At 36.4% G+C, this 7,478-nt stretch carries 3 protein-coding genes and 3 pseudogenes; 1 reads left to right on the forward strand and 5 read right to left on the reverse strand.

The features are described 5' to 3' along the window. Positions 1-497: 497 nt before the first annotated feature. The 4 genes and pseudogenes from ACERC5_RS09515 to ACERC5_RS09530 all read right to left on the reverse strand — a co-directional run bounded on the left by ACERC5_RS09515 (position 498) and on the right by ACERC5_RS09530 (position 5,058). Complete coding sequence (locus tag ACERC5_RS09515) at positions 498-893, reverse strand: argininosuccinate lyase (RefSeq protein WP_373658816.1); 396 nt, start codon at positions 891-893, stop codon at positions 498-500. A gap of 146 nt (positions 894-1,039) precedes the next feature. Continuing rightward, positions 1,040-2,382 (reverse strand): annotated as a pseudogene (locus ACERC5_RS09520) (HlyD family efflux transporter periplasmic adaptor subunit). Then, a complete protein-coding gene (locus ACERC5_RS09525) occupies positions 2,379-2,846 on the reverse strand; it encodes an AraC family transcriptional regulator (RefSeq protein WP_373658814.1) in 468 nt (155 codons plus the stop codon). The pseudogene ACERC5_RS09520 and the gene ACERC5_RS09525 overlap by 4 nt, the downstream one beginning before the upstream one ends. After that, a pseudogene (locus ACERC5_RS09530) lies at positions 2,839-5,058 on the reverse strand (peptidase domain-containing ABC transporter). The gene ACERC5_RS09525 and the pseudogene ACERC5_RS09530 overlap by 8 nt, the downstream one beginning before the upstream one ends. A 450-nt stretch (positions 5,059-5,508) precedes the next feature. On the opposite strand from ACERC5_RS09530, the gene ACERC5_RS09535 reads away from it, so the two are divergent. After that, positions 5,509-6,369: a helix-turn-helix domain-containing protein gene (locus ACERC5_RS09535; protein ID WP_373660632.1), complete on the forward strand. Its 861-nt coding sequence runs from the start codon at positions 5,509-5,511 to the stop codon at positions 6,367-6,369. Between the two features lie 147 nt (positions 6,370-6,516). Here ACERC5_RS09535 and ACERC5_RS09540 read toward each other — a convergent pair. After that, positions 6,517-7,121 (reverse strand): annotated as a pseudogene (locus ACERC5_RS09540) (transketolase C-terminal domain-containing protein); the annotation flags it as partial. Between the last annotated feature and the right edge of the window lie 357 nt (positions 7,122-7,478).

The following is a 7,478-nucleotide window of genomic DNA, read 5'->3' on the forward strand; positions in this document are numbered from 1 at the left end:
CAACAATTTGTTGCTTAAAGTCATCACTAAATTGACGACGGATTTTTCTAGACATAGAGTTCTCCTGTTTTCTTTAGTGTAGAACACTTTATAAATTCTGTCTAGTTTAGTGTAACCGATTCAAAAATTTATAGATTAGTATATGTTATTCACTATCCTTATAGAAGAACTTTCTATAAAGACGAGAAAGTAGTAAAATAAGCACGAAAGAAATACCAATGATAGTAAGTAGCAATCTTCCAAAACTTAGTTCAGTTCCAATGATATAGACATGGACTAGTGGAGCTATCCCAATACATGATAATATCACGAAACTAAATAAACTTATTTCTCCGAGGCCTGCAAAAAAATGCTTCATCTTAACTATCCAAGTTTTCATCTTTCATTGTTTTTAATTTTTTTATGTTTTTATAGGAAACAACTCCTAAAAATACAAAACTTAATAAGCCCAAGGAAACAATTACTTTTTCCATAATGTTAACATTCCTTAATATCTGTTATGCCAGAATATACCCATCATAGCCGTAACTTCCAGCCCATCTGTCTGCATAATCAGCTGCTGCTGCAATCCAAGAGCCTACACTGCCACCGTATACCAAAAATAGTGCATCAACGATCCCTCCAACTATGGCAGTTGCAAAACCAACTCTAGCTTGTCTTAGAGCCTTATCAATATTGGTACGGATATAGACCCTACCTTGTTTAGCTAACGTTCCAACGGCCCTCATCCCATGATAAGCACCCAAAATTGGTATTAACGTAGCAATTCCATCAATTGCGAGTCCCACAGCACCTCTACTGTTCCACCAGTGTTTTCCAAAGCCACCACCATCAGTGTACATCATTTCCTCTTGTTCAAGAGCTACATAATTGTTTGGTAATACTAATTCCATAAGAATTCTCCTTGTAAATAAGTAGAGCTAGGGAATTTCCCTAACAAGTGATAGACAACTTAGTTTATATCTCCGTAGCTACCTAGATAAGACAACCTTTCTCTGTCTTATTATATTTTATAGGTCATCTAAGGGCTAAACCCAAATTATTGTTTGAAACTCAACATTTCTAAAATCCAATCAAGATAAGTTTCTTTATCATATACTATTCTAACTTCAACTGGCATGTCTTTTTGAAGGATAATCGTCTCACTCTTGTGCTTTAGTGTTAGTGAATTCAATTCTATGATAACTTTATAAAGACTGATATTGCCNTTCCATATTTTTGGCTATTCACACCTGTCAGTGCCACATCAACCTTAGCACCTTTGGAAACACGAGAGATATCACTTGCAGCCACAAAAGCTTCTACATAGTAATCCTTTTCTTTTTCAGAAACCTCAGCTACTGTTTGGCCTTGTTGAAGTGACATCCCCTGCTTTAAGGGAACAATGTAATGAAGCACTCCATCAGTAGACGCTAAAATACTGTGGGTCTTATCTTGTCCTGTTGCGATACCAAGATTCGCCTCAAGTTCAGTGATGCTTTTATTATTGTTTGAACGAGCAGTTCCTAGTTCACTGATTAACTGTGCATAAATGTTATAAGCTTGAGATGTTGGATCATTATAAGTACGTTCCATATCCTTAATATTACTTTGCTGACCCTCTATCTCACTATTTTTAGCAGTAGTATTCGTTTTTATTGTTTCAATTTTTGTCGTTAGATCTGATATTTTGGTTTCTAACTCAGTTCTAGCATCAGTCGTAGTCGCTACAGGTGGTGTAGATGGCTCAGTACCATTTGTAGTTGTTGTAGTCGGATCTGGCGCAGGTAGTGAGTCTAGTTGTTGCTGTAGTTGAACTAATTCATTTTGAGCAATCTGAAGATCAATATTTAACTGATCTCGTTCACCGATGAGTTTATTCAATTTTACATACTCATCCTGAAGTTTGGAGTACTGCGAACCATCATTATAACTCTCTGAATTTAGTTGAGACAGATAATACTCCACTTTGCCATAGTACTCCTGCTCTTCTCCAGAGTTGGCCATATGATTGACTTTCTCATTTAATGACTGTTCAAATTTTTGAAAAATAGCTTCTTTGGCGCGTAGCTTCTCTAACTGTTTCGTCAAGGAACCGGCCTGCAATCCCTCTTCGCCACTTGAAAGAGAAAGAATAACATCTCCAGCTTTGACCGTATCTCCCTCAGATTTATGCATGGTCACGACCTTACCTGATCCCATGGCAGACAGAAACTCTGTCCCAGTTATCACCGCATTTCCATTCGCCTTCACAATATAGTTTTTAGGGATATAGGCCGCACCAATCAATGCACCGACTAAAACTAAAGCAGTAGAGATGATAAGAATAAAAGCATAGGCTGGTGGTTTCTTATCAAAGAAAATCCGAGAATAGCGTAATTCTGATTTGTTATATAGTTTCATAGGCTTATTATTGGTCTAAAAATATCCACAGTCATTTTTTCAGGAGAAGAATTGATATAAACAGTATAGACTGTTCCATCTGTTTGAATATCATTCTCATATAGATACAAGTCTAACTTTGAATATGCAAACTGAAGATACTCTGGACTATCTTCAAAATGCACATATAAACAATGTGGGACAGATACCATATCCTGAACATCGTACATATTGCTGTACTGTTGCGCATTATGTGCTTGAACATAAAACTCAAAATCCGTTGTGATAGTTCCGTCATCATGAATGGCGGTTCCACAACTTTTTACAATGAGCGGACCAAATAGTTGTGCTTTAACTAACTGCAAGTGCTGATGAAATTTGTCAATTTCATGATCAACATTTTCTACTTTAGCACCATGTACCTTTTTACAAATGACCTGTTTCAGAACAAGTTTTTTATTGTCTTTTACCTCTAGTTTAGCCATAAGTAACCTCCTCTGTATCTAACACTACCCGTGACTGGAACTGTTGCTTCACCTGAATACTCTGTAAACCAACCATTCGAGCATATTTCCCATTTTGAGCCATCAATTCCTCATGAGTACCATATTCCACAATGGTTCCATTTTCTAGGAAGCATATCTTATCACATCGAAGAATGGTGGATAATCGATGAGCTACTACAATTGTTGTCTTACCAATAATCTTGTCAAAGATTAAATCTTGAATAATCTGTTCACTAAACGAATCTAAGTTAGAAGTTGCCTCGTCAAAAATATACAAATCAGCTTTACTCAGTAGAGCCCTTGCAATAGCCAATCGTTGCTTCTCTCCACCGGAAAAGTTTTGACCACCTTCTTCTACGAAAGAGCCATAACGATTTTGAAGGCGCTGGATAGTGTCATGAATACCCACAATACGACAAACTCGCATCATATCTTCATAGGTTGCATCTGGATTACCAATTTTCAAATTATCAATGATGGTTCCTGTAAAGAGTTCAATAGTCTGGGGGATATAGGAAATCTTCTTTCGTAACTCCCCATAGTCAAGATCAGATAAATCATGATGCCCAATGCGGATACTCCCTTCGCTCGGATTAATAAAACGTAGTAATAATCGAACTAGTGTGCTTTTACCTGCACCACTTTCTCCAACAAAAGCTATTTTTTCACCTTGTTTAATTGTCAAATCAAACTTTTTAATGACAGGAGGTCTTGAACCATACGCAAAGGTTACATTATTAAACGTGATATCATCCTGTAAGGAAAAATTTCTGACACTATAGTCCAGATTGCTATCTTCTCAGTCAACTTCCATCAATTCCTGAAGGCGACTAACTGCGACTTGTACCTCCTGAAATGTCAACTGGAGACCAACCAAATTTTGTACAGGCTCTGTAAAATATTGACTCAAGGTTTGGAATACCAGAAGATCACCAATCGTCATCTTGCTATCAATGATAAATAATGCTCCCACACCCATAAACAGTAATCCACCTATAGTAGAGGCCATTGAAGAGACTGTAGATTGAATATTTTGTAACACGCCTTCTTTGTAACCGATTTCTAAAGTGTGCACAAATTTTTCTTCAATCTTGTTTAGACGTTGCTCTTCATCATGTTGTGATTTGATGGTATCAATATTACGAATGGACTCAATTAGTTGAGAATTTAGAAGGCCATTTGCCTCCATTTGTTCATGATTGATTTTCTTATACGGCTTCTTAAAACAGTAAATAAGAATAATATTCACAATGACCATTAACACTAAAATAAGAAACAAGGACTGGTTAATGGTCCACAAAACAATCGCACTGATAACGGACAAGGTGATATCCATAACTAATGAAATTGATACTGACGTAAAAACATTCTTTATCGTCATCGCATCTTGGAAGCGTGTTAGGACATCCCCTACTCTTCGGCTACCAAAAAAACTGTATGGTAAGTGAATGATATGGTCATAGTATCCCATCAGAACAGGGATATCTATTTTTCTGGATAGAAATAACAAAATATGTTGGCGGAAGGCAGATAGTAGACTCTGTAAAAATGACACAATTCCAAAGACAATCAAGAAAAGGTATAAACTATTTTTCAAGCCATAAGGAATAACTTCATCCATAATGACCTTTGAAAATAGACTAGATAGAATGCCAATGATACTCAATATAAAGGAAGCCAATATTACGGTAACAACCAGTCCCTTTTGGCTAAATATCAGCGTACCGAATAATTCTAGTAGACCTTTCCCTTTTAGTTTCCCCTTTTCAAAATCCGAATTAGGAACCATAAAGAGAGTGATTCCCTGATAAACCTCTTCTAATTCATCACGAGTCATTTTAAGCATCCCCCTGGCGGGATCTGCTACAAGAAATTTTCCATTCCTCTTGATACGATGTAAAACAACAAAATGGTTCTGCCCTAAATCGTTCTTAATCTGAAGAATTGCAGGAAATGTTAATTTAGAAGTCAACTCTTCCTGTGCTACTCGGACAGCTTTAACAGTAAAGTTTAACTTCTCAAGTCCTGAAACGATACCACTCACAGTTGTTCCATACATATCAGTCCCGATAATCTCACGAATCTTCATGATGGACAGTTCTTTTTTATACGATAAAAGTACTGTTGAAACAACTGCCGCGGCACAGTCAGATTGGTCATGTTGCATAGTACAGGCGTATTTTTTAAACATGTACAGCCCCTTACTCAATTATGGATAGATGAATTATTCTTACTTTAGTTTTTTTAAACGTATCAATCAGCTTTTCCGACATCAAGTCCTGTAGACTTTATCGCCTTTTCTCTTATAACTATAACTTTTCTCTTATAACTATAATGTTTGGGAGTTTCTGGCTCCGATTCTTTTCACTGGTACGAGGTAAACTTAACCCTGAACTAAAAATAAATAGTGAAAGTAATACTAGTTTAATAAATTTGTGGTTCATAAAGTTACCTCTTTTCTTTTTCATGCAATCATATTATCATATAAACATGAAATAGTCAACAGATTTTATGTGTATAAAGTTTTTTTTTATTCTCCTAAGAATTTTGTTTTGATTTGAAATATTAAAACACAAGTTGTATAATATATAATACACTTCAATAGGGCGTTTTCGTATTATTATAGAAAGGACTAGAAATAATGGTCAATATTGCAGATAAATTGAAAACTAAGCGTAAAGAGTACGGTTTGTCACAGTCTGAATTAGCTGAAGGCATTTGTGAACAAAGCCAAATTAGTAAAATTGAAAGAGGCAACTATATGCCTACAGCTATTCTCTTACACAAATTAGCAGGTAGGCTTAATGTCACAATAGATTATTTTTTCGATGAGCAGATCGAGTCTGTCTCTAATTTAAAGGAGTTCATGAGGTTATCAACTAAATTATTAGAAGACAGAAATTACAAAGACCTTGAGTATCTCTACAATCTCGAAAAGGAAAAACAATCATTTTTATCACTAGATGAGGAGGCCTACCTGACTTGGGTTCATACCATCATTTTATTCTACACCTACAATGAAAGAGATAAAGCTATTTCTTTATTAGAAAAAGCAATGACTTCCGTGAGCGAAAAGCATTCTGTCTATCTAAAGATACTTAATACCCTTGCTAATTTTTATTCACTAGTTGGACGTGATGAAGAATACGAAAGGAACTATCAAAAACTCACCCAACTATATAGTGAGAAAGACTTTGACTCTCAGGAATTTCTTTTTGGTTATATAAGAACGAGATATAACTATGCTCATCATTTACTTGTCAAAGGTCAAGCATTAGAGGCTATACAAATTGCTATTGAAACAATAGAGGTCTGTAAAGAGTATGAGACTAGTTCCCAACTGGCTCCTTTATTAATCATAGTCGGTAATGGAAGCAAGGAGTTCCTAGATAATGATAAAGTAATGGAGTATTACTTAGAAGCTCGTGATTTATCTAGAATCTATGGTAATAAATTAATGCATCTTCAGATTGAAAAATATATAAATGACTTGACAGAATAATATTCTCAAAATTACTTTTTTCTTTCAATTTATTCTTTTACAACTAAAAACTCTGCCAACATTGAATCTGTTGACAGAGTTTTTAGTTGTCTTATAAAGCCAACTTAAGCCTTTTACTTTGGCAATCATATTATCGACAGTGAAGCCTTACTTGGCAATCACTTCTGCTACTGGTGCTGAGACCCCAAAACTATCTATACCTAGAGCATCCCCATCCAAGCCAACATATTTATACCAACTTTGCGTTGCCCCATCTCAATGGCTAAGCGACGACGGATAGTATTTGGCAGAATTTCTTCCTTATAACTTGCATCTTAGGCATCAAAGAGTTCTGTTGATGGAACGGATACGACACGTACTTTGCTACCTTGATCGTCCAACTCCTTGGCTACCTTAACAGCTAGGTTGACTTCAGATTCAGAAGCCAACAAGATGATATCAAAGCCTTCTGCTTCATAGACCACATCGGCACCTTTTGAAACCTTGGCAAAGTCTGTCCCTTCCTCTACTGTCAAGTTTTGGCGAGTAAGAACGAGGGCAGAAGGTGTTGACTGACTCGTTAAAGAGAGATACCATGCTACTTGGGTTTCCCGTGCATCCGCTGGACGGAAGACATTCAGGTTCGGTATCGCACGAAGACCTGCCAAATGCTCGATCGGCTCATGGGTAGAGCCATCTTCACCAACCGCAATCGAGTCATGGGTAAAAACATAAGTGACTGGCAAACCTTGAAGAGCAGATAAGCGAATGGCAGTCATTAACTAATTACTTGCAATAACATGATGCGCCCACTTCTCATCAACGTGATAAATCGCATCTTGGTAAACAAAGCGATACTCATCCTCTAATTGATCATATAAATCCAGATCAACTTCAACCGAAGCAATAGCCTCACTCCTGTAAAGAAAGAGAAAGTGATAGTGTTCAGGTCCTACTTTTGTAAAGACCAAATGGTCATAAGACAACGAGATGCGAGTATCTTCTAACTGAATCGGTTACACTAAACTAGACAGAATTTATAAAGTGTTCTACACTAAAGAAAACAGGAGAACTCTATGTCTAGAAAAATCCGTCGTCAATTTAGTGATGACTTTAAGCAACAAATTGTT

Source organism: Streptococcus sp. E24BD (assembly GCF_041807825.1).
GTDB lineage: Bacteria > Bacillota > Bacilli > Lactobacillales > Streptococcaceae > Streptococcus > Streptococcus entericus.

Excerpts from the sequence above, each read along its gene's own strand:
- ACERC5_RS09525 (WP_373658814.1), bottom strand. The coding sequence starts at position 2,846 with ATGGCTAAACTAGAGGTAAAAGACAATAAAAAACTTGTTCTGAAACAG.
- ACERC5_RS09515 (WP_373658816.1), bottom strand. The coding sequence starts at position 893 with ATGGAATTAGTATTACCAAACAATTATGTAGCTCTTGAACAAGAGGAA.
- ACERC5_RS09535 (WP_373660632.1), top strand. The coding sequence starts at position 5,509 with ATGGTCAATATTGCAGATAAATTGAAAACTAAGCGTAAAGAGTACGGT.